This is a genomic window from Pseudomonas sp. Pse79 (assembly GCF_024519615.1).
Classification (GTDB): Bacteria; Pseudomonadota; Gammaproteobacteria; order Pseudomonadales; family Pseudomonadaceae; genus Aquipseudomonas; species Aquipseudomonas veronii.
This window is the reverse complement of sequence record NZ_JALJRR010000007.1, coordinates 48,255-71,503: the sequence shown is the minus strand read 5'-3', so window position 1 is coordinate 71,503 and position 23,249 is coordinate 48,255. Positions and strand designations below refer to the sequence as shown.

The window sequence follows — 23,249 nt, the reverse complement described above, 5'->3', positions numbered from 1 at the left end:
CATTGCAGCGCCATCTCTTACGGGACGCCGGTAGGCGGCTTGCCGTCACGCCTGCAGCGATCTGTTTCCATATATTGCACCGGCTTTTCGGCGGAAGTCGCGGTGTTAACCTTCAAAAGCCTTTCTAAGGGCATTTCTTACGATCAAGGCAGACTTTTCCTTCCGCTCTTTACGAAGTTTCAAAGGCGCGGTGGACGTGGGAAAAGCGCCAGTACCCTCAAGGAGCCCCTCGCCATGCACGCCATCAGCTTTATCCAGGATCTGGCCGTGATCATGTTGGTGGCTGGGGTCGTGACTATCCTGTTTCATCGCCTCAAGCAGCCGGTGGTGCTCGGTTACATCGTCGCCGGGTTCATCATTGGCCCCCACACGCCGCCGTTCGGCCTGATCCACGATGAAGACACCATCAAGACCCTCGCCGAACTGGGGGTGATCTTCCTGATGTTCTGCCTGGGCCTGGAGTTCAGCCTGCGCAAGCTGTTCAAGGTGGGAGCCACGGCGTTTATCGCGGCCTTCCTGGAAATCGTGCTGATGATCTGGATCGGCTACGAGATCGGCCGCTGGTTCGACTGGAACACCATGGACTCGCTGTTCCTCGGCGCGATCCTGGCGATTTCCTCGACCACCATCATCGTCAAGGCGCTCAACGACCTGAAGATGAAAGACCAGCGCTTCGCCCAACTGATTTTCGGCGTGCTGATCGTCGAGGACATCCTCGGCATCGGCATCATCGCCTTGCTGTCGAGCATCGCCGTCAGTGGCACGGTCAGCTCCGGCGAGGTGTTTTCCACGGTCGGCAAGCTCTCGCTGTTCATGATCGTCGCGCTGGTCATCGGGATTTTGCTGGTGCCGCGCTTGCTGGCCTACGTGGCCAGGTTCGACAGCAATGAAATGCTGCTGATCACCGTGCTGGGCCTGTGCTTCGGTTTTTGCCTGCTGGTGGTCAAGCTGGAATACAGCATGGTGCTGGGGGCGTTCCTGATCGGCGCGATCATGGCCGAATCCCGCCAGTTGATTAAGATCGAGCGCCTGATCGAGCCGGTTCGCGACATGTTCAGCGCAATCTTCTTTGTCGCCATTGGCTTGATGATCGACCCGCAGATTCTGCTGCTATATGCCTGGCCAATTGCCGTGATCAGCGTGGCCGTGGTGCTGGGCAAGATGTTGTCCTGCGGCATGGGCGCATTTATCGCCGGCAATGACGGCCGCACCTCGTTGCGCGTTGGGATGGGGCTGTCACAAATTGGTGAGTTTTCCTTCATCATCGCGGCGCTCGGCATGACCTTGCAGGTGACCAGTGACTTCCTCTACCCGGTGGCGGTCGCGGTGTCGGCGATCACCACATTGCTCACCCCGTACCTGATTCGCGGCGCCGACCCATTGTCGCTGAAGATTGCCGCCGTGATGCCCAAGCGCATGAGCCGGGTATTTGGCCTCTATGGCGAATGGCTGCGCAGCATTCAGCCCCACGGCGAGGGGGCGCTGCTGGCGTCGATGATCCGCAAAATCGTGCTGCAAGTGGGGGTGAACCTGGCGCTGGTGGTGGCGATCTTCTTTACCGGCAGTTACTTCGCGCTGCGAATCGGCGGGTATCTGGAGGGCTGGATCAGTGATCCAAGCTGGCAGAAGGCGTTGATCTGGGGCGCGGCGTTGCTGTTGTCGCTGCCGTTCCTGATTGCGGCGTACCGCAAGCTCAAGGCGCTGTCGATGCTGCTGGCGGAGATGAGCGTCAAGCCGGAAATGGCCGGGCGGCATACCCAGCGCGTGCGTCGGGTGATCGCCGAGGTGATCCCGATTTTGTCGTTGCTGGTGATCTTCCTGCTATTGGCGGCGTTGTCGGCGAGTATTCTGCCGACCAACAAGTTGCTGGTGCTGATCGCCGTGGTCGCGGCGGCGGTGGCGGCCGTGCTCTGGCGGTGGTTCATCCGCGTGCATACGCGGATGCAGGTCGCTTTGCTGGAGACTCTGGATAACCACAAGGATACGCCGGAACACTGAGGAGGCTGGGCCGCCCCGCACGCGAGCCGTAGGTGTCAGCTTTCCAGCCAGACGTCCCGTGCCCAGTGCCACACCGACTCCCAGGTTTCTTCGGTGACGAGTTCTTCTTCGCCGCACCACAGTACGACGGTGCCGTCTTCTTCGACGCAGTAGTAGTCGTCGCCGTCCTGGCAGATCGGGATCATGCTGCGGTCAACACCGGCATCCCAGGCGTTGGCCGCCACATCCGGCAGGTAGGTGTGGGACTGCGGGTCGGTGACGGTCACCGGTTCCAGGCTGCCGTACACCACATCGCTGACGGTTAGCAGGAATTCGCGGAAGACAAACGGGATGTCGATGAACAGCTGTTCCTCGATTTCCACCAGTTGGTCTTCATCAGGCAGTTCCAGAGGAACCGGAACCGGTTCGTTGGCTTCACGCAATTGTTCGATGACTTCTTCCACGGCCGGGATCCTCTTGCTAGATGGCGCGGTTTACAGGGGCGTTTTATACAGTAGCTCGCTATAAGTGCAACCGTGAAATAGAAAACCCCGGAACATGTCCGGGGTTTTGCTTACGGCTTGTTCAAGCGTGTGGCTATCAGCCGTTCTGGCGGATACCGGCGACCAGCCAAGGCTGGTTGTCGCCTTGGGCGCGTTCCATGTTCCAGCTTTCGCTGAACACTTCGCCCTGGTCGAAACGCGAGGTCTTCGACACACCGCTGAACGTCAGGGTGGCGATGGTCTTGTCGGCGCGATCGTCCACACCTTCGAGCTGCACGCGCAGGTCGTCGATGTAGGTCGACTGGAAGCCGTCGCCCAGGTCGGCGCGTTCGCGCTTGAGGAACTCGAGCAGTTGCGGGGTCACGAACTCGGAGATTTTATCCATTTCGTTGGCGTCCCAGTGCTGCTGCAGGGACTGGAAGTGGCTGCGGGCCGCTTCGACGAAACGCTCTTCGTTGAACCAGGCTGGCGCATTGATCACCGGGCGGGCAGCAGCAGGCGCGGCCGAACCACCGAAGATCGAACCCATGGCTGGCTTCTGCTCGAACACTTCACGCTGCATCGGCGCGCCGGCTGGAGCCATGTGCTCCTGCTGCTTGCGACGACGGGCGGCGATGAAGCGGAAGATCAGGAAGGCGATGACCGCCATGATCAGGATGTCGAAGATCTGCATGCCCTGGAAGCCGCCGCCCATGAACATGGATGCGAGCAGGCCACCGGCGGCGATACCGGCCAGAGGGCCCAACCAGCGCGAAGCACCGCCGGCCTTGGCGGCTGCGCCAGCGGCACCGGCCGCGCCTGCAGTGGCGGCTGCACCGCCGACGCCGGCGGACGGAGCCATTTGGCTGGTCTGGTGAGTTGGTGCCGAGCCTATGCTTTTGCCGCCACCGAAGCGTTTGGCGTTGGCATCGAGGCTCATCGTCAGGCCAATGCACAGCGCCATGGCGATGCTAAGAAAACGTTTCATAAAGGGAATTCCCATTTGTGGATTGCACGCGCGCCATGTTGCACAGGTGTCGTGACAGTGGCTAGCGACATAATGTTTCGGGCTTTTGCGTAAGACAGAATCCGAAGGGTCTGTAGGACTAGTTACAGATATTGGCCCGCGCGCATCAAAAACAAGGGTGGACGCGAAACCTTCATGCTGAACCGTCCTTCTGTCTGTAGGAGCGAGCTTGCTCGCGAAGATCGCCAACGATAACGCGGGCATCCTGGATGAGACGCGTTGTCTGAGGGTTTTTCGCGAGCAAGCTCGCTCCTACAGGGGGAAGGGGTCAGCGTGTCAGACCGCTTCGAGCTTCGCGTAACCCATCATCAGCCACTTGCTGCCCTCGGCGAAGTTCACCTGCACCCGTGCCTGGGCGCCGGCGCCTTCGAAGTTGAGGATCACCCCTTCGCCGAAGATCGCATGCTTGACCTGCTGGCCAAGGCTGAACGGGGTTTCCGGGATCTCGGAACCGGCAAACAGGCTGCTGGAGTTCTGCTGCTGTCCGCCGCCGAACGGGCGACTGACGCTGTTGGACAGGCGCACTTCCTGGATCAGCCCCTTCGGCACTTCCCGCACGAAGCGCGACACCTTGTTGTAGGTCTCGCTGCCATACAAGCGACGGGTCTCGGCGTAGGTCATCACCAGGTTCTGCATCGCCCGGGTAATGCCCACATAGGCCAGGCGGCGTTCTTCCTCAAGGCGGCCGGGCTCTTCCAGGCTCATCTTGTGGGGGAACAGGCCTTCTTCCATGCCCACCAGGAACACATACGGGAACTCCAGGCCCTTGGCGCTGTGCAAGGTCATCAGCTGGATGCTGTCTTCATGCTCATCGGCCTGGGTATCACCGGCTTCCAGCGACGCATGGCCGAGGAACGCGGCGAGCGGGGTCAGTTCTTCATCGGCCTCGGTGTTTTCAAACGCGCGGGCGGCGCTGACCAGTTCCTCAAGGTTTTCCACCCGGGCCTGGCCTTTTTCGCCTTTTTCCGCTTCGTGATAGGCAATCAGCCCGGACTGCTCGATCACGGTCTGGGTCATCAAATGCAGGGGCATGTCCGCGCACTTGGCCGCCAGGTTCTCGATCAGCTCGACAAACACACCCAACGCCCCGGCAGCACGGCCGGTCAGGCCTTTATTGGCGATCAGCAAGCGCATGGCTTCCCACATCGACACATCGGCGTGGCGCGCATGGTCGCGAATCGCTTCAACGGTTTTTTCGCCGATGCCGCGGGCCGGGATATTGATCACCCGCTCCAGCGCCGCGTCGTTGCCGCGACCTTCCAGCAAACGCAGGTAGGCCATGGCGTTCTTGATTTCGGCGCGCTCGAAGAAACGCTGGCCGCCGTAAATGCGGTACGGGATGCGCTCGCGCAGCAAGGCTTCTTCCAGCACCCGCGATTGGGCGTTGGAGCGGTACAGAATCGCGATGTCGCTGCGCGCCAGGCCGGTTTTCAATGCGCTTTCGATGGTTTCCACCACGTAGCGCGCTTCGTCGTGCTCGTTGAACGCCGCGTACAGGTTGATCGCTTCGCCTTCGCCGCCGTCGGTCCACAGCTCTTTGCCCAGGCGCCCGGTGTTATTGGCGATCAAGGCGTTGGCGGCCTTGAGGATCCCGGCGGTGGAGCGGTAGTTCTGCTCCAGGCGGATGGTGACCGCGTCCGGGAAGTCTTCGGAATACTGGTAGATGTTCTCGATTTTCGCGCCGCGCCAGCCGTAGATCGACTGGTCGTCGTCGCCCACCACCATCAGGCTGTCGCCGCCCTTGGCCAGCAGGCGCAACCAGGCGTACTGCACGGCGTTGGTGTCCTGGAACTCGTCGACCAGGATGTGCCGGAAGCGTTTCTGGTAATGGGCCAGCAGGCCGGGGTTATCGCGCCACAGGTCGAGGGCGCGCAGCAGCAGCTCGGAGAAGTCGATCACGCCGGCGCGCACGCAGGCCGCTTCGTAGGCTTCATAAATGCTGCGCATGGTGGCCAGGAACAAATCGCCGCTGGCCTGGATATGTTGCGGGCGCAGGCCTTCGTCTTTCTGGCCATTGATGAACCACTGGGCCTGGCGCGCCGGCCAACGCTGTTCGTCGAGGCCCAGCTCGCGGATCACGCGCTTGACCAGGCGTTGCTGGTCATCGCTGTCGAGGATCTGGAAGGTCTGGGCCAGGCCCGCCTCCTGCCAATGCGCCCGCAGCAGGCGGTGCGCCAGGCCGTGGAAGGTGCCCACCCACATGCCGGCCGGGCTGATGCCCATCAACTGCTCGATGCGGTGACGCATCTCGGCAGCGGCCTTGTTGGTGAAGGTCACCGACAGGATCGAATGCGGGGACGCGTTCTCGACCTGGATCAACCAGGCGATACGGTGTACCAGCACTCGGGTTTTACCGGAGCCAGCTCCGGCCAGGACCAACTGACGGCCAACGGGGGCCGCTACGGCCTGGCGTTGGGCATCGTTGAGGGAATTCAGCAAAAGGGAGAGATCATCGCGCATCGGCGCATTCTATGGCCCGCGGGGGAGTGGGGCAAATCCCATTGGCGGATGGCCGACGGAAAACCTGCGGCGCGTGCCGGGGCGGGCACGCGTTCCGGCGGGGCTGATGACTGGTTGGTCATGGGCCACAGGCCGCGCCGCGTCTCGCTCAAGCCGTCTGGCCCCGAGGTTTGCGCGGTACGCCTCGCTGGTTTTTATGACGCGCAGCAGTTTGGCCCGAGCGCTTGCTTGTGTATGCTCCGTCGACGTTTCGGGCTCACCATTATAAGAACACTGCCTATGACCCTCAGCACCGACCTGTTTAGCCCCATGGCGGCGCCCGCGCAGGTTATCCGAAAACACTACGCTACCGAGATGGCGGTCGAACGCACGCGCCTGCTCTACCAGGGTTCGCTGCTGCCGACCTTATTGATGCTGGTCAACGGCCTGGTCTGTGCCTGGTTGATCTGGAACCCCAAACATTACCTGCTCGACAGCATCTGGCTGGTCTGGCTGCTGGCGCTGGTCGCGCTGCGCGTGATCCAGGTGGCCGCCTTCGACTCGGCGATGCCCAGCCGCCAGGCCCAACCGATCTGGCGGCGCATGTTCATGCTCGGCTCGGCGGTCAGCGGCCTGACCCTGGCCATCGCCGCCATCGCCCTGGTGCCGGCAGACAGCTTTACGCAGCAAGCCTGGGTGTTCGGCCTGATCGGTGCGGCGACGTTGTCCGCCAGCGTTGCCTATGCGGTGAGCCTGCCGGCGTTCCTGTCATTCGCGCTGCCGTGCCTGGTGCCGGCCATTGTCTATCTCTTCTGGAACGGCGCCGCGCAGCAACAGGGTTGGGGTGTGCTCGGCCTGATCCTGCTGGCGTCCTTGAGTGTGGTGGCGTGGCAGGTCAACCGCCTGATCCAGCACGGGCTGTTGCGGCGCTTTCAGAACCAGGCGCTGATCGAGCATCTGCAACAGGCACAGCAGCGCAGTGAACAGTTGAATCAGGAGCTGGTGCGCGAAGTCGAGCAACGCCGCCAGGTCGAGCAGGAACTGCGCGAAGCGCAAATCGGCCTGCAGGACCGCGTGGCGCAACGCAGCCAGGAACTGGACGCCGCCAGCCTGGCCCTGAATAAAAGCGAAGCGCGCCTGGCGATGGCCCTGCAAGCCAGCGAACTGGGCCTGTGGGACTGGAACCTGCAAACCGACGAAGTCCACCACACCCAGCTCAAGGAACTGTTCGGCCTGGAGCCCGAGTTCGTCACGGCGATGCTCAGCCACCTCAAGCCGCGCCTGCACCCCGACGACTTGCCGCTGCTCAAGCGTGCCCTGGTGGAGCATCTCAAGGGCCGCAGCGAGGACTATCTGGTGGAATACCGGGTGCGCCATGGCGATGGCCACTGGGTGTGGATCGAAGACCGCGGCCGCGCCGTGGAGCGTGCGCCCAGCGGTCGCGTGACGCGCATGCTCGGCACGCGCCGCGACATCAGCGCAAGCAAGGCGCTGGAGGAACAGCAACGCCTGGCCTCGACCGTATTCGAAGCGGCCAGCGAAGGTATTGTGATCCTGGACCCGGACTACGTGCTGCTCGCCGTCAACCAGGCCTTCAGTCGCGTCACCGGCTTTGATATCGACGACATGCTCGGGCGCAATGTGGTGGAGTTGCCGTGCAGCCGCGACGCCCGGCGGCACTTTCCGCTGATCCGCCAGGCGCTGCTCAGTCACGGTACCTGGCAGGGCGAGTTGGTGGAAACGCGCAAGAACGGCGAGTTGTACCCGCAGTGGCTGCAACTGAACGTGGTGCGCGATATTCGAGGAAACGTCAGCCATATCGTAGGCTTCTTCGCCGATCTCTCGGCGCGGCGCGAATCCGAGGAGCGCATGCGCTACCTCACGCACTATGACGAGTTGACCGGCCTGGCCAACCGCTCGCTGTTTCGCGAGCGGCTGCGCGAAGCGCATCAGCGGGTGCGCCAGGGCGGGCGCAGCCTGGCGTTGCTGCATATCAACCTGGACCGTTTCAAGTTGCTCAACGACAGCCTGGGCCATGACGTCGCCGACCAATTGCTGCAAAAAATGGCGCGACGTTTGATCAATGCCCTGCCCGAGGCCGACACCATCGCGCGTTTGTCCGGGGATGAGTTCGCCGTGCTTTTCGATGCCTACGGCAACCTCTCAAGCCTGGCGCGGGTGGCCACGCGCCTGCTGGCCAAGTTGCGCGTGCCGGTGACGGTGGAAGGGCATGAATTGGTGGTCAGCGCCTCGATGGGCGTCAGCCTGCTTCCGGATAATGCGCGGGAAATTTCGGCGTTGGTCAGCCAGGCGAACATGGCCATGCAACACGCCAAACACCTGGGCGGGAATAATTTCCAGTTCTACACCGACAGCCTGCAAGCCAGCACCCTGGAGCGTTTGCAGCTGGAAAACCAGCTGCGCAAGGCCATCGACGAGCGCCAGCTGTCGGTGTTCTACCAACCGAAATTGTGCCTGGCCAGCGGCAAACTGAACGCCGCCGAGGCGTTGATTCGTTGGGAGCATCCGCAGTGGGGCACGGTGCCGCCAAGCGACTTCATCGGCCTGGCCGAAGAAACCGGCCTGATCGTGCCGTTGGGCGAATTCGTCCTGCGCCAGGCCTGCTGGCAGGCTTGTGAGTGGCAGCGTCAGGGGCTGGCGCCGATACGTGTGTCGGTGAACCTGTCGGTGCATCAACTGCGTCAAGGCAAGCTGGTCAGCCTGGTGCGCCAGGTGCTGGAAGAAACCGGCCTGGACCCGCAATACCTGGAGCTGGAGCTGACCGAAAGCCAACTGCTCGACAGTGTCGAGCACATCATCGCCACCTTCCAGCAACTGCGCGACCTGGGGGTGAAGTTGGCCATCGACGATTTTGGCACCGGCTATTCGTCCCTCAGTTACCTCAAGCGCATTCCCGTGGACTACGTGAAGATCGACCAGACCTTCATCCGCGGCCTCGGCCAGGGGCGGGAAGACGCGGCCATTACCCGTGCGATCATCGCCATGGCCCACGGTTTGGCGCTCAAGGTGGTGGCCGAAGGCGTGGAAGATCAGCAGCAGCTGGATTTCCTGCGGCGGGAGCGTTGCGATGAGGTGCAGGGCTACTTGATCAGCCGGCCGATGAAGGCCGAAGGGCTGGCAGATTTGTTACGGAAGAATGCGGATTTTTCCTAGAGACGTGCCTTCAGCCTTTGTGGCTACAACTTGGCTGCCCTTAGATTCAAAGGGCAGCAGGGCGATTTAGTGATGCATCGGACGGGCAAAACGGCAATTCTTGTAGTATAACTACAAGCTTGCTACATCCCTGGCGTCTGCCAATAACAAGAGTCCTGTCCTTTGAACCTGTTGCAACATATCGCCCAGTCGCGCCACCTGTTACGCAAATCGGAACTCAAGGTTGCCGACCACGTGCTGCTTGACCCTGCGGCCGTAATGCACAGTTCCATGGCCGACCTGGCCCACAGCGTGGGCATCAGTGAGCCGACCATCGTGCGCTTCTGCCGTGCCATCGGTTGTTCCGGCTTCCAGGACCTGAAACTCAAGCTGGCCCAAAGCCTGGCCGCCGGCGCGAGCTTCGGGCAGTTTGCGATTCACGAAGACGATTCCGTCGCCGACTACAGCCTCAAGATCTTCGACACCACGCTGCACACCCTGATGGAAGTGCGCGAGAAGCTCGACCCGGTGGCGCTGCAAAAGGCCGTGACGGCGATGTCCCAGGCCCAGCGTGTCGAGTTCTACGGGTTTGGCGCGTCGGGTGCGGTGGCGGCCGATGCCCAGCACAAATTCTTCCGACTGCTGCTTACTGCGGCGGCCTACAGCGACCCGCACATGCAGGCGATGTCGGCCGTGACGTTGAAGCCGACCGACGTGGCCATCTGTATTTCCCAGTCCGGCCGCTCCAAGGACTTGCTGATCACCGCCAACCTGGTGCGTGAAAGCGGCGCCACGCTGATCACCCTGTGCCCGAGCCAGACGCCGTTGGCGGAACTGTCCACGGTCAACCTGGCGATCGATGTCCACGAAGACACCGAAATCTACACCCCGTTGACCTCGCGCATCGCCCACCTGGTGGTGATCGACGTGCTGGCGATGGGCGTGGCCATGGCGCGCGGGCCGAGCCTGGTCAACCACCTCAAGAGCGTCAAGCGCAGCCTGCGCAGCCTTCGTCTGTCGCCCAAGTCCGTCAAAGCCCTCGACGACTGAGCGCGATACAGCGATCCAAATGTGGGAGGGGGCTTGCTCCCGATAGCGGTGGTTCAGTCGCATATGCATCGACTGACACTCTGCCATCGGGAGCAAGCCCCCTCCCACATGTGCATGTCTCACCTGTCCAGAAGATTCATCGTCCTGTCATCCCCGCGCCGCCAAACCGTCATCCCTCGCGCCCATCCTGAACTCCCCGCACTCGCATTGGGAGACTCCAAATGGCCCGGCCCTACGAAGATAGCAACAGCTCCGTCAAGACCCGTCGTCAGCAGGAAGACCAGCGCCGCATGGCGTTCCGTCGCGCAATCGAAGACCGCTGTGATCAACGCCAATTGCTGCAAAGCATCACGGACTACCCGGAACTGCACTGGCAGGCACCCGCGGCTGCCCAGCGAAGCGCTCAGCCAGCGCGCTGATTTGCACCCGCTCGCTGCGGATAAAGCCCAGGAACGCATGGGCCACCGGTGACAGGCGCTTGGCCTTGGCCTGCACCAGGCACCAACTGCGGTACAGCGGCAGCTCTTCCACCGGCAGCTCCTTGAGCCCGCCGGTGGCCAGTTCCAGGTTCAGGGCGTGGCGTGTCAACAAGGCCACGCCCAACCCGGCCAACACGCATTCACGCTGCGCCTCGGCCGAGGCGACTTCCACTGTCTGGCTGAAGTGAACGCGTTTTTCCTTGAAGTACTCCTCGCAAGCCAGCCGCGTGCCGGAACCCGGTTCGCGCAGTAACAGCGTGTAAGGCTCCAGGTCGCGCAGGCGCAGCGCTCCTTGCTGGCTCAAGGGGTGGTCGGGCAGCGCCACGGCGACAATCGGGTTGTTGAGGAACGGCAGGAATTCGAGGCCCATGTCCTGGGGCACCATGGACATGATCACCAAGTCGTCACGGTTGTCCGACAGTCGACGGATCACCTGGGCGCGGTTGACCACCGTCAGATGCAATTGCACCTCCGGATGCTGGCGCTTGAACGCGGCAAACAGGTGCGGCACGAAGTACTTGGCGCTGGACTCTACCGCCAGTTTCAGTTGGCCTTGCAGCGAGCCCTGCATGTCCGACAGCTGCATATCGAGGTTTTCCAGGCGTCCGAAAATATCGCGACTGGCCCGTTGCAGCGCTTCGGCCGCCTCGGTCATGTAAAGTTTCTTACCGACATAGTCGAACAACGGCTGGCCGATCAGCTCTTCCAGCTGACGAATTTGCAGGCTGACGGCCGGCTGGGTGAGGGACATTTCCTCGGCCGCCCGGCTGTAGGAGCGCAAATCACACACCTCATTGAAGATCTGCAGTTGACGTAATGTCAGCCTCATCAATGACTTACGCATTTTTTCAAGCCTCTTGGCGGCGTCCGGTCCGCCAACTATAAGTCTTTACTTATGCATGACCCAATAATTATTGATTTTTGTTAATCCCTCAGCAGGCTTAGTGTGTGCCTCGCGACTGGCTTGAAACATTTAGTCACGCGCCGACCCGAGTCTAGCGGGTCGAAGAACGCAGCAATCGGCTCAAGGGAATTTCCAAGTGATAAAAAAGATCCTGATCGCCAACCGTGGTGAAATTGCCGTGCGAATCGTGCGTGCCTGCGCCGAGATGGGCATTCGCTCGGTCGCGGTCTATTCCGACGCCGACCGCCACGCGTTGCACGTCAAGCGTGCCGACGAGGCCCACAGCATCGGGGCCGAGCCCCTGGCCGGTTACCTGAACCCGCGCAAGCTGGTGAACCTGGCCGTGGAAACCGGTTGCGATGCGTTGCATCCTGGTTACGGTTTTCTCTCGGAAAACGCGGAACTGGCGGACATTTGCGCCGAACGTGGGATTAAATTCATCGGTCCATCCGCGGAAGTGATCCGCCGCATGGGCGACAAGACCGAAGCGCGCCGCAGCATGATCAAGGCCGGCGTACCGGTCACCCCCGGCACCGAAGGCAACGTCGCCGACATCGCCGAAGCCCTCACCGAAGGCGACCGCATCGGTTACCCGGTGATGCTCAAGGCCACCTCCGGTGGCGGCGGTCGCGGCATTCGTCGTTGCAACAGCCGTGAAGAACTCGAACAAGCCTTCCCCCGCGTGATCTCCGAAGCCACCAAGGCCTTCGGTTCGGCGGAAGTGTTCCTGGAAAAATGCATCGTCAACCCCAAGCACATCGAAGCGCAGATCCTCGGTGACAGCTTTGGCAACGTGGTGCATCTGTTCGAGCGCGATTGCTCGATCCAGCGCCGTAACCAGAAACTCATCGAAATCGCCCCGAGCCCGCAACTGACCCCTGAACAGCGCGCCTACATCGGCGACCTGTCGGTGCGCGCAGCCAAGGCCGTGGGTTACGAAAACGCCGGCACCGTGGAGTTCCTGCTCGCCGAGGGCGAGGTGTACTTCATGGAGATGAACACCCGGGTGCAGGTGGAACACACGATCACCGAAGAAATCACCGGGATCGACATCGTTCGCGAGCAGATCCGCATCGCCTCGGGCCTGCCGCTCTCGGTGAAGCAGGAAGACATCCAGCACCGTGGTTTTGCGTTGCAGTTCCGGATCAACGCCGAAGACCCGAAGAACAACTTCCTGCCCAGCTTCGGCAAGATCACCCGCTATTACGCGCCCGGTGGCCCCGGCGTGCGTACCGACACGGCGATCTACACCGGCTACACCATCCCGCCGTTCTACGATTCCATGTGCCTGAAACTGGTGGTGTGGGCGTTGACCTGGGAAGAAGCCATGGATCGCGGCCTGCGTGCCCTGGATGACATGCGCCTGCAAGGCGTGAAGACCACCGCCGCCTACTACCAGGAAATCCTGCGCAACCCGGAATTCCGCAGCGGCCAGTTCAACACCAGTTTTGTGGAAAGCCACCCTGAGCTGACCAACTACTCGATCAAGCGCAAACCCGAAGAGCTGGCCCTGGCCATCGCCGCCGCCATCGCCGCCCACGCAGGCCTGTGAGGAATATAACAATGAGCAAGAAGATCTTTGTCACCGACACCATCCTGCGCGACGCTCACCAATCGTTGCTGGCCACCCGCATGCGTACCGACGACATGCTGCCGATCTGCGACAAGCTCGACAAAGTCGGCTACTGGTCCCTGGAAGTCTGGGGCGGCGCGACCTTCGACGCCTGCGTGCGCTTTTTGAAAGAAGACCCGTGGGAGCGTCTGCGCAAATTGCGCGCTGCGTTGCCTAACACCCGCCTGCAAATGCTGCTGCGCGGCCAGAACCTGTTGGGCTATCGCCACTACAGCGACGACGTGGTCAAAGCCTTCGTCGCCAAGGCCGCCGTCAACGGTATCGACGTGTTCCGCATCTTCGACGCGATGAACGACGTGCGTAACCTGCGCGTGGCCATCGAAGCGGTCAAGGCCGCCGGCAAACACGCCCAGGGCACCATCGCCTACACCACCAGCCCGGTACACACCATCGACGCGTTTGTGGCCCAGGCCAAGCAAATGGAGTCCATGGGCTGCGACTCGGTGGCGATCAAGGACATGGCCGGCCTGCTCACGCCATACGCCACCGGCGAGCTGGTCAAGGCACTGAAAGCCGAGCAGAGCCTGCCGGTGTTCATCCACTCGCATGACACGGCGGGTTTGGCTGCGATGTGCCAACTCAAGGCCATCGAAAACGGTGCCGAGCACATCGATACCGCGATCTCCAGCTTCGCCTGGGGCACCAGCCACCCGGGCACCGAGTCGATGGTCGCCGCCCTTAAAGGCAGCGAATTCGACACCGGCCTCGACCTGGAACTGCTGCAGGAAATCGGCCTGTACTTCTACGCCGTGCGTAAGAAGTATCACCAGTTCGAAAGCGAATTCACCGCGGTCGACACGCGCGTGCAAGTCAACCAAGTGCCGGGCGGGATGATTTCCAACCTGGCCAACCAGCTCAAAGAGCAGGGCGCACTCAACCGCATGGGCGAAGTGCTGGCTGAAATTCCGCGGGTGCGTGAAGACTTGGGCTTCCCGCCGCTGGTCACCCCGACCTCGCAGATCGTCGGCACCCAGGCGTTCTTCAACGTGCTGGCCGGCGAGCGCTACAAGACCATCACCAACGAAGTGAAGCTCTACCTGCAAGGCGGCTACGGCAAAGCGCCGGGCACGGTGAACGGGCAATTGCGTCGCCAGGCCATCGGTAGCGAAGACGTGATCGACGTGCGCCCGGCCGACCTGCTCAAGCCGGAAATGAACAAGCTGCGCGGCGAAATCGGTGCGTTGGCCAAATCTGAAGAAGACGTGCTGACCTACGCCATGTTCCCGGACATTGGCCGCAAGTTCCTCGAAGAACGCGACGCCGGCACCCTGACTCCGGAAGTGTTGCTGCCGATCCCGGAAGCCGGCGGCGTGGCCCGTGCGGGTGGCGAAGGCGTACCGACCGAGTTCGTCATCGACGTCCACGGCGAAAGCTACCGCGTCGACATCACCGGTGTTGGCGTGAAAGCTGAAGGCAAGCGTCACTTCTACCTGTCCATCGACGGCATGCCCGAAGAAGTGGTGTTCGAACCGCTCAACGAGTTCGTCGGCGGTGGCGGCAGCAAGCGCAAGCAAGCCACCGAGCCAGGCCATGTGAGCACCACGATGCCGGGCAATATCGTCGACGTGCTGGTCAAGCCAGGCGACGTCGTCAAGGCCGGCCAGGCGGTGCTGATCACCGAAGCGATGAAGATGGAAACCGAAGTGCAGGCCGCGATTGCCGGCAAGGTGACCGCCGTTCATGTAGCCAAGGGCGACCGGGTGAACCCTGGCGAAATCCTGATTGAAATCGAAGGCTGATCCAGCCTTCGACACTACCGTTTAATCCTCGGGGGAGCAGGTGCTCCCCTTTTTTTTCGCCCGTAATTTGGCCGGCGCGCAGCGTAGGCTCAGAACCGCATTTGCCATTGGCCCATCAGGCCCTGGTTGCGGCTATGGTTGCCTGTTTCGCTGGCGTAGGTCAGGCCCACGGTGTGTTGCGGCGAGAGTGCGAGGTCCAGGCCGGCTCGGACGTTCAGGCTGTCGCGGTCCAGCGACGTGCCCTGGACAGTGAAGCTGTCAATCAGCCCCGGCGCAGCGCGAAAGGATTGGCTGACCCGGCTGTCGACGTCGCCGTACAGGTGTTTCCAACTGGCGCTGAGGTGGGGGGCCAGGCTCATCTGGTTATCGAACCGATACAGCGACGCCAGGCGAAGACCGAAGGTGCTGCTCAGGTTCTGTTGGTTTTGCGAGCCGACGTTCAGCGCGGTCAGGCCACCCCGCTCCTTGAAACCGTCGCGGTGATAGCGCTGGTAACCGAGGCCGGCGAAGGGTTCCACGCTCAAATCCGCAGTGCCCAATTGGTAGCCCATTTCGGAGAAGACGGTTTGGCTGTTGGCGTTGTAATTGGCCCTGAGCTGCTCGGTGTAATCGAGCAACTTGACGCTGCGCTTGTTCTGCCCGTCATGGCTGCTGTAGATCGCTCCCAGGCGCAGGGCCAACGGGCCGTCCTGCCGCACGGCATAGCTGCCCAGGTGCCAGCTGTCGAGGTCGGCGGAAAAACGCGCGGCGTCGAGGTGGCTGCTGGATTTGGCGCCCATCACGCCGACACGCCAGGCGTGGTCCAGCGCCCAGTCGGCCCCCAGCAACAGGCCTTGGGTGCCATGTTTCAGACCGGCGCTGCCACCTTTATTGTCGAGCGTGCCGTCGTTGCCCAGGCTTTGCACCCAGAAGTGGCCAGCGTCGTCGGCGGGCAGGGTGCGCAGGATCGACAACAGTTGGCTGCTCAGTTGCTGCGTGGTGTTCTGGGTCGCGGCGGCGAGGTTGGCGTTCTGGCTGGCGGCCAATTGCTCAAGGGCCGCGCCGATGCCGCCGGGCTGCTTGTCCAGCGCGTCGGCGAATTTTTCCAGGGCTTTGATCTGTTCGGAGGTCAGTTCGCCGGACTCCAGCAACTGAACCAGCGCAGGTTCCAGGGCCTTGGCGAGCTGCAGGCCATTGTGCGTGGTGGCGCGCTGAGTGAGGTAACCGTCGATGGGTTCGGCTTTTTCAGACGCTGCGTCGGCCCACTCATTATCAAGCGCCTCATAGGGTTGGAAATGGTACGGCCGGTATTCGATATCGCCCCGCGCCTGGGCGTGTTGAAGGCTGGCGGCGCTGATCGCAAGCGCCATGACAAGTGCAAAACGTGGGGGTGTAAAGGGCATGTGATCCCAACCTCTGATGAATGAGGCCGGAAATTTAGCGAGATGGCGGGGCGATAACTGTCAGGCTATCGACCCCTGGTTTGCGGGAGTTGTCTGTAGTGCGGTGCGATTAAAAACGCATCGGGCTTTGTCCGCGACAGGATAAATGGCCATCTCATTTGCATTAAAATGCATTTTTAGATTAATTCTGGCGATACAAATGCATTTTAATGCGTAAATCTGGTCATCTGCTGAGCGGGAAATGCACTATATTGCAGTACGCGTCCCGAACATTGCTTGCCAGGTGCACTTAAATGCAGATGGAAACGACCTACTCTTTGATACTGCAGATTTTCACCGCTGGTCATTGGCGTGACGCTATGCGGTTGGAGTTCTCGGAGCCTGAAAAGGGTTTTGATGGACCTTGCAGGTTTCATTATCGACAGGATTATCTAGTCGATAACCTGGACGCTGTCCGATTGCCTTTTTCCAAATCTGTCAGTGCGCGGTTTCCACTGGAGTGGGATGTTGCGGTTCTCAAGAAAGCGCCTGCTTTTTTGCACGATATTGCACCGGCAGGGGCCGCCAAACGTTCTTTGATGAAACGTATCGGCCATGAGAAGCCGGAGGGCGTCAGTGCCGATTTGTTTCTACTGGGTCGCAGTACGCCGGCCCCCATTGGCCATATGCGGGTCAAGGAATCCGTGCAGGCACTGGACGGTACCGCACCGATTGGTTTTCCTCGTCGGGAAGTGATCAACCGCGATAACAGCTTTCTGGAATATGCCTATGAACAAGGCGCGGCAATCGGCGGGGCAACGGGCGCGGGCGGTGAGGCTCCGAAACTGTTGATGACGCAGAATGCTGATGGCTTGCTGTACCCGGACGCTACCCTGAACGATGCCGAGGTTACCCAACATTGGTTTATCAAGTTCGCACGTAACCAGGCGACCCAGAATGATCAAGACATCCTGAGAAGTGAGTATCACTACTACAGAGCTCTTCAGGCCCTGGGAATAGAGACGGTGGGTGCCGAAGGGCTGGCATTGGAAGAGGCCACCAAGCCGAGCCTTTGGATGCACCGCTTCGATCGCAAGGTCAGTAACGCCGGTGTCGAACGATTGGCCGTTGAGTCGATTTATTCCTTGGCGGGAGTGACGACGCCTGGCAGTTACATGGATCATCTTGAGGTGATCAGACTGCTGGTGAATCAATGGCGCGCGGTTGGGCAAGAAGAGCAGGTTGCCGATCTGGTTGCGGAGTACCTACGCCGAGACCTGCTGAACAAGGTGTTGGGTAACTCGGATAACCACGGGCGAAATATGTCGATCATCCGAGGTACCGACTCTCTGCGTCTGGCGCCGATTTATGACTTGGCCCCCATGGTGATGGATGCCGAGGGCGTTACCCGAACGACCAAGTGGCCCAAAGCGCTGGAAGTGGCAGGTGATATCAATTGGCGAGGGGTCTGCGATGCACTGGCCGAGATTATTGACCCTGAGCAAAGTTTTGAGCGGCTGCGACAAGACGCCGAACACTTGCGAGCTCTGCCGGACATCTTGGCTGCAGGCGGTTTGCCAGCGGTCACCTTGAACCACCCCAGCGTCCCGTTGGGGAAACTGGACATGCGTCTGAAGCAATGGGGGCTGAAATGACCATTACCCTGGATGCCCGCGCCCTGTTAATCGAACGTGTCGAACAGGGGCTGGCTGATGGTTCCCTTGCAATTGGCGAAGCCGTGCGCCGCCTGCGCACCGAAGTCACTGGCCTGCACCAAAGCCAGTTCGCCAAGATGTGCAAGATTTCCGTGCGTACCCTGGTGCATATCGAACACGGCGAGGGCAATCAAACCCTGAAATCGCTGAACGCCGTGTTCCGCCCCTTTGGCTTACAGATGGGCGTGGTCAAGGTGCGTCGCGAGTGGGATGACTGAGTCCTCACCCCCGTCGCACATACCCCTTGCCGTAATGCCGCTCCATGCGCGCCTGGATCAGTTCCAGGCCGAGGGACATCACCCAGTAGATGATCGCCGCCGTGGTGAGCATTTCGATGTAGCGATAGCTGGAGCGGCCGTAGGATTGCGCGAGGAACATCACTTCCCACACGCCCATCACCGAGATCAGGGAGGAGTCCTTGAGCATCGAGATGAACTGGTTGGTGGCGGGCGGGACGATGGTACGCATGGCCTGGGGCAGGGTGACGTGCCAGAAGATCGCACTGTCGCGCATGCCCAGGGCCAGGGCGGCTTCCCGTTGGCCGTGGGGCACGCCGAGGATGCCGGCGCGGAAGATTTCGCTCAGGTAGGCGCCGTAGTTCAGCGACAGCGCAATAATCCCGGCGACGATGGCCCCCGGCACCAGGCCCAGTTGCGGCAGGCCCAGGTAGATCAGCAGGATCTGGATCAGCAGCGGTGTGCCACGGAAGAACGAGGCATAGAAACTCGCGACGCCAAAGGCCACCGCGCTTTTCGACAGGCGCCCCAGGGCGGTGATAAAGCCCAGTATCGATGACGCCACGATCGAGCACAGGCACAGGAACACCGTCAGCGCCGCGCCTTGCAGAAACCCGTTGGGCGCCAGATGCACGCCGACCAGATTGGGCAGCTTGTCGAGGATGATCGAGAACTTCAGGTCAAAGCTCAGGAAGAAGCTGGCGAACAGGCAGAACAGCGCGGCCCAGGTCAGGTACAGGCGCGTGCGAAAACCGAAGAATCGTTGTAGCCGCGACGCGCTGACCGGTGGTTTGGGTGGGGTGGGGAACGCGGTCATTGGCTGATGTCGGCGCCGATCCATTTTTGCGACAGCTTGCTCAAGGTGCCGTCCTGCTTCAACTGCGCGAAGACTTCACGCACTTTGCTGTCCCACTGCGGGTCGCCTTTTTCGATGGCCACCGAGTTGGGCTCGGCGTACAGCGCTTCGCCGGCCAGCTTGAAGCGCTTGTCCTGGCTCAGGCGCGGTTGGGCGGTGACCAGGTTGGTGAGGATCGCATCCAGGCGCACGCCGGCGCCCAGGCCCAGGTCCTGGAAGGCCACGTTGTCGGTGTCGTAGGGGGCAATCTGCACGTTCTCGAACGGGTACTGCAGTTGGGTGTCTTCGGCGCCTTCGATCACCAGGTTTTTGTTCAGGTAGCTCTCGTAGCTGGAGGCGCTGGTGAGGCCGACTTTCTTGCCGCTCAGGTCCTTGGCGCCGTGGATGCGCTCATCCTTGGCATTGACCACGATCACCGCAGGCGAGGCGTAGTACTCCACGGGGAAGTCGAACACTTCGGCGCGGGCCTTGCTTGGGGTCATCGAGCAGATGCAGATGTCGTAGCGCCCGCTCCAGCGGCCGGCGGCGATCACGTCCCAGGACGGGGTTTCCAGGCGCAGTTTGACCCCCAGTTTTTGCGCGACGGCCTTGGCCACGTCGACGTCGAAACCGTCGAGCTGGTTCTGCTCGTTGAGGAACGAGAAAGGCGGATAGCTTTCCATCAGCACGCCGACCAATTCGTGGTTTTGCTCAACCCGGTCCAGGGTTGCACCGCCGAAGGCTTGGGTGGAGGCAGCCAGCATGGTCAGGCCCAGGGCCAGTAGCGGTTTGAGTTTCAAGAGAGGCACCCGAATAAAAAAGAAGTTGTTATGAAGCGAATTTACCGTATTAAATAGTTATAAGAGCGACTCTCATAGTGAGTTATTTTCATAAGCTTATGAGTAAAAAGCATATGGCCGCAGTACGCACAGTAATTCTCGATGGTGGCATGGGCCGCGAACTGCAACGTCGCGGCGCGCCGTTCCGACAGCCGGAGTGGTCGGCGCTGGCGTTGAGCGAAGCGCCGCAGGCGGTGGAAGCGGTACACGCGGCTTACATCCAGGCCGGTGCCGACGTGATCACCAGCAACAGCTATGCTGTCGTACCGTTTCATATCGGCGAAGCGCGGTTTGCCGCCGAGGGCCAGGCCCTGGCGGCGTTGGCCGGTGAATTGGCGCGACGCGCGGTGGTGACGTCCGGCCAAGCAGTGCGCGTGGCCGGTTCCCTGCCGCCGCTGTTCGGCTCGTATCGGCCCGACCTGTTCGAGGCCGACCGGGTCAGCGAACTGCTGACGCCCCTGGTGAACGGCCTGGCGCCTTATGTCGACCTGTGGCTGGCGGAAACCCAGAGTTCGATCGTCGAGGCGCGGGCCATTCATGCCGGTCTGCCGGCGGACGGCAAACCGTTCTGGCTGTCGTTTACCTTGAAGGACGAAGACACCGACGAGGTGCCGCGCCTGCGTTCCGGCGAGCCGGTGGCCGAGGCGGCCGAAGCAGCTGCGCAACTGGGCGTGCAGGTGTTGTTGTTCAATTGCAGCCAGCCGGAGGTGATCGGCGCGGCGATTGATGCGGCCCGCCAGACCTTCGAGCGTCTGGGGGTGGCGATCCAGATCGGCGCCTATGCCAACGCCTTCCCGCCACAGCCCAAGGAGGCCACGGCCAACGACGGCCTCGACCCGTTGCGCGACGACCTTGACCCGCCGGGCTACCTGCAATGGGCTGCCAATTGGCAGAAGCGCGGCGCCAGCCATTTGGGCGGTTGCTGCGGGATCGGACCGGAGCATATTGCGGTGTTGGCCGAGCAGCTTGCCGACTGACACCCAGTGCGGATTGCACTGAGGATCGAGTGTGGGAGGGGGCTTGCTCCCGTGGCGGCCTGTGGGCCGACCCTTCGCTCGGGTTGGAATGAGTACATATCCATTATTCAGGTGACGGCCGCTATGGGTTCCGCCCTTACGGCGGCTCACTTTTGAAAAGCGCAAAAGTAAGCAAAACGCTCTTGCCCCACCACTCGGTGCCTCGCTTAGGCTCGGCATGCCCGAACGCAGGCTTGAATCCGTGGGCCGCCGTCATGGGCCATCCCTGGCCCAGGACGGCTAACCCGGCGTCCTGCCGGGTTGCCCACGGATTCAAGCCTGCGTTCGGCCAGCGTGGTTAACGGGGCGCCTAAGATCAAAATCAAAAACAGAGCAAAAGCAGAGCAACAGCAAAGCAACAGCTCGCGATACGACCGGGGTTTTCAGCGTCATCGGATGTGTAGATACCTACGCCGCGATAGCGGTAGACCAGTCGAAAATCAATCTCGATTGACCCACCGCCTCGCGGGCAAGCCCGCTCTCATATTCTGGTGCTGCGCTGTCTGTGGGATTTAGGCGCGGCACTCCGCCAGGCTTTTCAATTGGCCTGAACCTGCCTGATTGGCTTCCGACAGCCAGTGCTCAAACCCTGCCCCGATCGGCGGCCATTCCGAGTCCAGAATCGAATACCACGCCGTGTCCCGGTTCTGCCCCTTGACCACCATGTGCTGGCGGAACACCCCTTCAAAACTGAACCCCAGGCGCTCGGCGGCGTATTTGGAGCGGGCATTGCCGTTATTGCATTTCCACTCCAGGCGGCGGTAGCCCAGTTCGAAAGCATGCTTGGCCAACAGATACACGGCCTCGGTGCTTTTCGGCGAGCGCTGCATCGGCGCGCCGAAGGTGACGTGGCCGATTTCGATGCGCCCGTGGGCCGGGACGATGGACATCAGGCTGAGGATGCCCTGCACATCGCCGCTGGCGCGGTCGATCACGCTGAAGAAATACGGCTCGTTGTGCTGGGCATGGTTGTTCAGCCAGGCATCGAACGCGGTGCGGTCGCTGAACGGGCCATACGGCAAATAGTCCCACAGCTTGGGGTCGGCGCCGGGGCCTTCGAGGGCTTGCCACAGACCGTCGGCGTGGCGCGCCGGGTCGAGTTTTTCCAGGCGGATGAAACGCCCTTCGAGCAGTTGGACCGTGGGCGCCGGGGCACCTTGCCAGTCGGCGAGAGAGGTGGACATGCTGCGCTCCTTAAAGACCTTTGCGAAATTGGATGAAACCAGGGCGTTCGGCGATGCGTTCGTACAGTTGGATCGCGGTGGCATTGGTCTCGTGGGTCAGCCAATGGACCTTGCAGCAGCCGTCGGCTTTGGCCGTGGCATAGACGTGTTCGATCAATTTGCGGCCCACGCCGCCGCCGCGCTGGGCCGGCGCCACCAGCAGGTCTTGCAGGTAGCAGGAGTTTTCAATGCTCCAGTTGGAGCGATGGTAGATGAAGTTGACCATGCCTACCGCTTTGCCGTCCTGCCAGGCGAGCGCGGAGTGGGTCGGCTCACGGGCGTCGATCAGGCGTTGCCAGGTGCTCTGGCTGACGGCGTCTGGCAGTTCGGTGTTGTAGAACTGCAAGTACGCGTGCCACAGCGCCAGCCAGGCGGCGTGGTCGGCGGCGGTGACGGGGCGGATGTCGATCGGGCTCATTCTGGGGCTCCTTGGGGAATGAAACGGGCGAGGGTCTGGTCGCGCACGTCGAGGCTGGTGGCCAGCCCCTCGCGCACGCCCTGGATGTCGGCGGCACTGCGGTTCTGGCTGAGTTTGCGTTTGCCGATCAGGCGTTCGATGGGCAAGGCGAAACCGACGATGGCCTTGAGCATGCCTTCAATGTAGTCGGCCGGGGCGTCGCTGACCTTCCAGGGCTGGGCGCGGCGGCCTTCGTGGCGGTCGGTGAGGGCGCTGACCACGCCGAGCAGGCGCTCGGCGTCGGTAAACACGTCGGCCGTGCCGTAGGCATGCACGGCCAGGTAATTCCAGGTGGGTACCACTTTGCCGTGCTCGGCCTTGCTCGGGTAAAACGCCGGGCTGACATAGGCGTCGGCCCCGGCAAAGATCACCAGCGCTTCGCCGCCGTTCTGCAGGTCGTGCCACTGCGGGTTGGCCTTGGCCATGTGGCCGTAGAGCGTACCGTTCGGGCCTTCGTTGGGGTTGAGCAGCAGTGGCAGGTGGCTGGCCAGCAGGCCGTGTTCACCCACGGTCACCACCTGCGCCAGGCGCGTGTGCTGGATCAGTTGCTGCAGTTCGGGCAAATCGTCGAGGGCAAAGGCGCGTGGTGTGTACATAAAAGTATTCCTTGGCGAATGCCTGCATCCTAGGCAGGCTAATGGTTCGTTGTAAGAGCCATCTATGACCCATTTCATGGGTCCAATT

The 23,249-nt window shown here is 61.6% G+C and carries 19 protein-coding genes; 9 read left to right on the top strand and 10 right to left on the bottom strand.

Annotation, left to right across the window (positions count from 1 at the left end; all coding sequences use genetic code 11):
• The first annotated feature begins 234 nt into the window (after positions 1–234).
• Positions 235–1,998, top strand: coding sequence for a cation:proton antiporter (locus tag NR164_RS11190; RefSeq protein ID WP_046484296.1), 1,764 nt, complete (start codon positions 235–237; stop codon positions 1,996–1,998).
• 35 nt (positions 1,999–2,033) lie between these two features.
• Here the strand turns inward: NR164_RS11190 and NR164_RS11185 are convergent, their stop codons facing one another.
• From NR164_RS11185 to uvrD, 3 genes are all read right to left on the bottom strand, one after another.
• Positions 2,034–2,441, bottom strand: a complete 408-nt coding sequence (locus NR164_RS11185) for an SMI1/KNR4 family protein (protein ID WP_017850036.1) — start codon at positions 2,439–2,441, stop codon at positions 2,034–2,036.
• A 136-nt stretch (positions 2,442–2,577) separates the two neighbouring features.
• Positions 2,578–3,447 (bottom strand): Tim44 domain-containing protein, encoded by an 870-nt coding sequence (locus NR164_RS11180; RefSeq protein ID WP_017850035.1) that lies wholly within the window; start codon positions 3,445–3,447, stop codon positions 2,578–2,580.
• A 315-nt stretch (positions 3,448–3,762) separates the two neighbouring features.
• Positions 3,763–5,946 carry a DNA helicase II gene (gene uvrD, locus NR164_RS11175; RefSeq protein ID WP_017850034.1) on the bottom strand — a complete coding sequence of 728 codons (2,184 nt, stop codon included), beginning with the start codon at positions 5,944–5,946 and terminating at the stop codon, positions 3,763–3,765.
• Positions 5,947–6,225: 279 nt separating this feature from the next.
• Between uvrD and NR164_RS11170 the strand changes: the two genes are divergently transcribed.
• From NR164_RS11170 to NR164_RS11160, 3 genes are all read left to right on the top strand, one after another.
• Complete coding sequence (locus tag NR164_RS11170) at positions 6,226–9,099, top strand: EAL domain-containing protein (protein WP_256822758.1); 2,874 nt, start codon at positions 6,226–6,228, stop codon at positions 9,097–9,099.
• 162 nt (positions 9,100–9,261) lie between these two features.
• Positions 9,262–10,128 (top strand): transcriptional regulator HexR, encoded by an 867-nt coding sequence (gene hexR / locus NR164_RS11165; RefSeq protein ID WP_017850032.1) that lies wholly within the window; start codon positions 9,262–9,264, stop codon positions 10,126–10,128.
• Positions 10,129–10,349: 221 nt separating this feature from the next.
• Entirely contained in the window at positions 10,350–10,547 is a 198-nt protein-coding gene (locus NR164_RS11160; RefSeq protein WP_079444958.1) for a PA3496 family putative envelope integrity protein, read from the top strand.
• Here the strand turns inward: NR164_RS11160 and NR164_RS11155 are convergent.
• Positions 10,477–11,451: a LysR family transcriptional regulator gene (locus NR164_RS11155; RefSeq protein WP_017850031.1), complete on the bottom strand. Its 975-nt coding sequence runs from the start codon at positions 11,449–11,451 to the stop codon at positions 10,477–10,479. The two genes, NR164_RS11160 and NR164_RS11155, sit on opposite strands and share 71 nt — an antisense overlap.
• A 196-nt stretch (positions 11,452–11,647) precedes the next feature.
• Between NR164_RS11155 and NR164_RS11150 the strand changes: the two genes are divergently transcribed.
• Positions 11,648–13,063 carry an acetyl-CoA carboxylase biotin carboxylase subunit gene (locus NR164_RS11150; protein WP_003213442.1) on the top strand — a complete coding sequence of 472 codons (1,416 nt, stop codon included), beginning with the start codon at positions 11,648–11,650 and terminating at the stop codon, positions 13,061–13,063.
• 11 nt (positions 13,064–13,074) lie between these two features.
• The gene (gene oadA, locus NR164_RS11145; RefSeq protein ID WP_046381604.1) at positions 13,075–14,883 is read left to right on the top strand and encodes a sodium-extruding oxaloacetate decarboxylase subunit alpha; all 1,809 of its coding nucleotides are present in this window, start codon (positions 13,075–13,077) and stop codon (positions 14,881–14,883) included.
• 89 nt (positions 14,884–14,972) lie between these two features.
• On the opposite strand, the gene NR164_RS11140 is transcribed toward oadA, so the two are convergent.
• Entirely contained in the window at positions 14,973–16,265 is a 1,293-nt protein-coding gene (locus NR164_RS11140; RefSeq protein WP_256822757.1) for an autotransporter domain-containing protein, read from the bottom strand.
• Between the two features lie 293 nt (positions 16,266–16,558).
• Here NR164_RS11140 and NR164_RS11135 point away from each other — a divergent pair, with 293 nt between their 5' ends.
• Positions 16,559–17,899, top strand: a complete 1,341-nt coding sequence (locus NR164_RS11135; RefSeq protein ID WP_079444957.1) for a type II toxin-antitoxin system HipA family toxin — start codon at positions 16,559–16,561, stop codon at positions 17,897–17,899.
• Positions 17,896–18,177, top strand: coding sequence for a helix-turn-helix domain-containing protein (locus NR164_RS11130; protein WP_017850027.1), 282 nt, complete (start codon positions 17,896–17,898; stop codon positions 18,175–18,177). The genes NR164_RS11135 and NR164_RS11130 overlap by 4 nt, the downstream gene beginning before the upstream one ends.
• A gap of 4 nt (positions 18,178–18,181) precedes the next feature.
• On the opposite strand, the gene NR164_RS11125 is transcribed toward NR164_RS11130, so the two are convergent.
• Entirely contained in the window at positions 18,182–19,012 is an 831-nt protein-coding gene (locus NR164_RS11125; protein ID WP_017850026.1) for an amino acid ABC transporter permease, read from the bottom strand.
• Positions 19,009–19,830 (bottom strand): ABC transporter substrate-binding protein, encoded by an 822-nt coding sequence (locus NR164_RS11120; protein ID WP_017850025.1) that lies wholly within the window; start codon positions 19,828–19,830, stop codon positions 19,009–19,011. The genes NR164_RS11125 and NR164_RS11120 overlap by 4 nt, the downstream gene beginning before the upstream one ends.
• A gap of 113 nt (positions 19,831–19,943) precedes the next feature.
• On the opposite strand from NR164_RS11120, the gene NR164_RS11115 reads away from it, so the two are divergent.
• Positions 19,944–20,846: a homocysteine S-methyltransferase family protein gene (locus tag NR164_RS11115; RefSeq protein ID WP_256822756.1), complete on the top strand. Its 903-nt coding sequence runs from the start codon at positions 19,944–19,946 to the stop codon at positions 20,844–20,846.
• Positions 20,847–21,397: 551 nt separating this feature from the next.
• Here the strand turns inward: NR164_RS11115 and NR164_RS11110 are convergent.
• Genes NR164_RS11110 through NR164_RS11100 form a run of 3 tightly spaced genes read right to left on the bottom strand, consistent with a single transcriptional unit; the run spans position 21,398 to position 23,161 of the window.
• Positions 21,398–22,069: a GNAT family N-acetyltransferase gene (locus tag NR164_RS11110; RefSeq protein ID WP_017850023.1), complete on the bottom strand. Its 672-nt coding sequence runs from the start codon at positions 22,067–22,069 to the stop codon at positions 21,398–21,400.
• A gap of 10 nt (positions 22,070–22,079) precedes the next feature.
• Positions 22,080–22,526: a GNAT family N-acetyltransferase gene (locus tag NR164_RS11105; RefSeq protein ID WP_017850022.1), complete on the bottom strand. Its 447-nt coding sequence runs from the start codon at positions 22,524–22,526 to the stop codon at positions 22,080–22,082.
• Positions 22,523–23,161 (bottom strand): FMN-binding negative transcriptional regulator, encoded by a 639-nt coding sequence (locus NR164_RS11100; RefSeq protein ID WP_046381607.1) that lies wholly within the window; start codon positions 23,159–23,161, stop codon positions 22,523–22,525. Before NR164_RS11100 ends, NR164_RS11105 begins: the two co-directional genes overlap by 4 nt.
• Between the last annotated feature and the right edge of the window lie 88 nt (positions 23,162–23,249).

Excerpts from the sequence above, each read along its gene's own strand:
- NR164_RS11190 (WP_046484296.1), top strand. The coding sequence starts at position 235 with ATGCACGCCATCAGCTTTATCCAGGATCTGGCCGTGATCATGTTGGTG.
- NR164_RS11180 (WP_017850035.1), bottom strand. The coding sequence starts at position 3,447 with ATGAAACGTTTTCTTAGCATCGCCATGGCGCTGTGCATTGGCCTGACG.
- uvrD (WP_017850034.1), bottom strand. The coding sequence starts at position 5,946 with ATGCGCGATGATCTCTCCCTTTTGCTGAATTCCCTCAACGATGCCCAA.
- NR164_RS11170 (WP_256822758.1), top strand. The coding sequence starts at position 6,226 with ATGACCCTCAGCACCGACCTGTTTAGCCCCATGGCGGCGCCCGCGCAG.
- NR164_RS11160 (WP_079444958.1), top strand. The coding sequence starts at position 10,350 with ATGGCCCGGCCCTACGAAGATAGCAACAGCTCCGTCAAGACCCGTCGT.
- NR164_RS11155 (WP_017850031.1), bottom strand. The coding sequence starts at position 11,451 with ATGCGTAAGTCATTGATGAGGCTGACATTACGTCAACTGCAGATCTTC.
- oadA (WP_046381604.1), top strand. The coding sequence starts at position 13,075 with ATGAGCAAGAAGATCTTTGTCACCGACACCATCCTGCGCGACGCTCAC.
- NR164_RS11140 (WP_256822757.1), bottom strand. The coding sequence starts at position 16,265 with ATGCCCTTTACACCCCCACGTTTTGCACTTGTCATGGCGCTTGCGATC.
- NR164_RS11135 (WP_079444957.1), top strand. The coding sequence starts at position 16,559 with ATGCAGATGGAAACGACCTACTCTTTGATACTGCAGATTTTCACCGCT.
- NR164_RS11130 (WP_017850027.1), top strand. The coding sequence starts at position 17,896 with ATGACCATTACCCTGGATGCCCGCGCCCTGTTAATCGAACGTGTCGAA.
- NR164_RS11125 (WP_017850026.1), bottom strand. The coding sequence starts at position 19,012 with ATGACCGCGTTCCCCACCCCACCCAAACCACCGGTCAGCGCGTCGCGG.
- NR164_RS11115 (WP_256822756.1), top strand. The coding sequence starts at position 19,944 with ATGGCCGCAGTACGCACAGTAATTCTCGATGGTGGCATGGGCCGCGAA.
- NR164_RS11110 (WP_017850023.1), bottom strand. The coding sequence starts at position 22,069 with ATGTCCACCTCTCTCGCCGACTGGCAAGGTGCCCCGGCGCCCACGGTC.
- NR164_RS11105 (WP_017850022.1), bottom strand. The coding sequence starts at position 22,526 with ATGAGCCCGATCGACATCCGCCCCGTCACCGCCGCCGACCACGCCGCC.
- NR164_RS11100 (WP_046381607.1), bottom strand. The coding sequence starts at position 23,161 with ATGTACACACCACGCGCCTTTGCCCTCGACGATTTGCCCGAACTGCAG.